This window comes from Mycobacterium sp. ZZG, from assembly GCF_054786995.1.
This window is the reverse complement of the sequence record NZ_JBTBFV010000148.1, coordinates 1-1,597: the sequence shown is the minus strand read 5'-3', so window position 1 is coordinate 1,597 and position 1,597 is coordinate 1. Positions and strand designations below refer to the sequence as shown.

General features: G+C 67.1%; 2 protein-coding genes. Both read left to right on the top strand.

Features of this window, described 5'->3' with window-relative positions:
* On the top strand, positions 1-691 hold a 691-nt coding region (locus tag ACXMYJ_RS29035), incomplete at its 5' end, for a Mu transposase domain-containing protein (protein WP_460359540.1).
* Entirely contained in the window at positions 688-1,467 is a 780-nt protein-coding gene (locus ACXMYJ_RS29030; RefSeq protein ID WP_460359539.1) for an ATP-binding protein, read from the top strand. The genes ACXMYJ_RS29035 and ACXMYJ_RS29030, both read left to right, overlap by 4 nt.
* The last annotated feature ends 130 nt before the right edge of the window (positions 1,468-1,597 follow it).

The window sequence follows — 1,597 nt, the reverse complement described above, 5'->3', positions numbered from 1 at the left end:
CACCACCGGGCGACGGCCGGCCGAGATGCTCACCGCAGAACGCCCTGCCCTGCACGCGATACCCGACCTGCCCCACACCGCGGCACTCGGGGTGACCCGACGCGTCCCCGACAACACCCCCATGGTCACCTTCGAACACTGCCACTATTCGCTGCCAGCAACACTATTGGGCCAGACAGTGTGGATCCGCAACCACGACGGCACCGACGAGATCGTGATCTGCGCCCTCGACGACCGCGGCCCGATCGAAGTCGCGCGGCACCGCCGGGCCACCCCCGGCAGCCCCGCGATCGACGACACCCATTTCCCCGGCCACCGCGACAAGGTGCCCGGTGACTACCGGGTGCGGGCCCGCACCGTCAGCGAGCAGACCTTCCTGGCGCTCGGGCCCGGCGCGGCGGTATGGCTCAAAGAAGCCGCCGCAATCGGCACCGAACGGATCCTGCAGAAAATGGCCCATGCCGTGGAACTCTCCGCCCTGGCTGGGCGCGCGGATGTGGACTGGGCGCTCGGGCACGCCGCAGTGCACGGGCGCTTTGCCACCGGCGACCTCGACTCCATCCTGGCCGCCAAAGGCCTCGACCTCACGCGCCGCGGCGCCGACGAAGACACCTCCCTGGCACAAGGCACCAGCGGATGGAACCTGTTCGGCCGCACCATCATCAGCACTGGCGACGGAGGCCCCGCATGACCACCACCACCGCCGCCGCAGCGCAGTTGCCTGCCGACCTCGAAACGCTGATGCGTAACCTGCGGTTGCCGCACGCCCGAGCGATCGCCGCCGATGTGCTGGCCACCGCCCGATCCCAACGCTGGGACCCCACCGAAGTGATCAAAGCGCTGCTGAGCGAAGAAGCCGCCGGCCGGGCCCGATCCATGCTGGCCGCCCGACGCAAAGCCGCTGGATTCCCCACCGGAAAGACCTTCGATGTCTGGGACCCGAACGCCTCATCGATCCCGCTACCGACCCAACAGGCTCTGCAAACTCTGGAATGGGTAAGTCGTCGGGAGAATCTGGTGGTGTGCGGGCCCGCCGGCACCGGCAAGACCTTCTTCCTCGAAGCGTTGGGACAGAAAGTGATCGAGGCCGGCATGCCGGTGGCATGGTTCACTCTCGAGCAGATCGGAGTCCTCGTCCGCGCCCACCGCGCTGATGACACCCTGGGCAAGGCCGTGGCCAAGATCGTGCGTGCCGAGCTTGTAGTCATTGATGACGTCGGACTACTTCCGGTCGGTGCCGATGCCGCAGAAGGGCTCTACCGCATCGTTGAAGCCGCCTACGAGCGCCGCTCGGTGGCGATCTCGTCGAACCTACATCCCAGCGGCTTCGACGAGCTGATGCCCAAAACGTTGGCCACCGCCACCGTGGACCGGCTGCTGCACCACGCGCACCTCTGCCAGACCAGCGGCGACTCCGTGCGCCTGGCCCAAGCCCTGCACGGAAAAGGAGTCATGCCCTTGACCTGACGGCCTCAACCACCGGTGGCGGACTCCACCCCTCACGGGCAGATTCGTGTCCGCCACTGGGCAGTTCTTACTGGCCACCTACGGGCACTTCTCATGTCCGCCTACGGGCAGTTCCAACTGTCCATTGACA

Coding starts and splice junctions, on each gene's coding strand:
- ACXMYJ_RS29030 (WP_460359539.1), top strand. CDS start 688: ATGACCACCACCACCGCCGCCGCAGCGCAGTTGCCTGCCGACCTCGAA.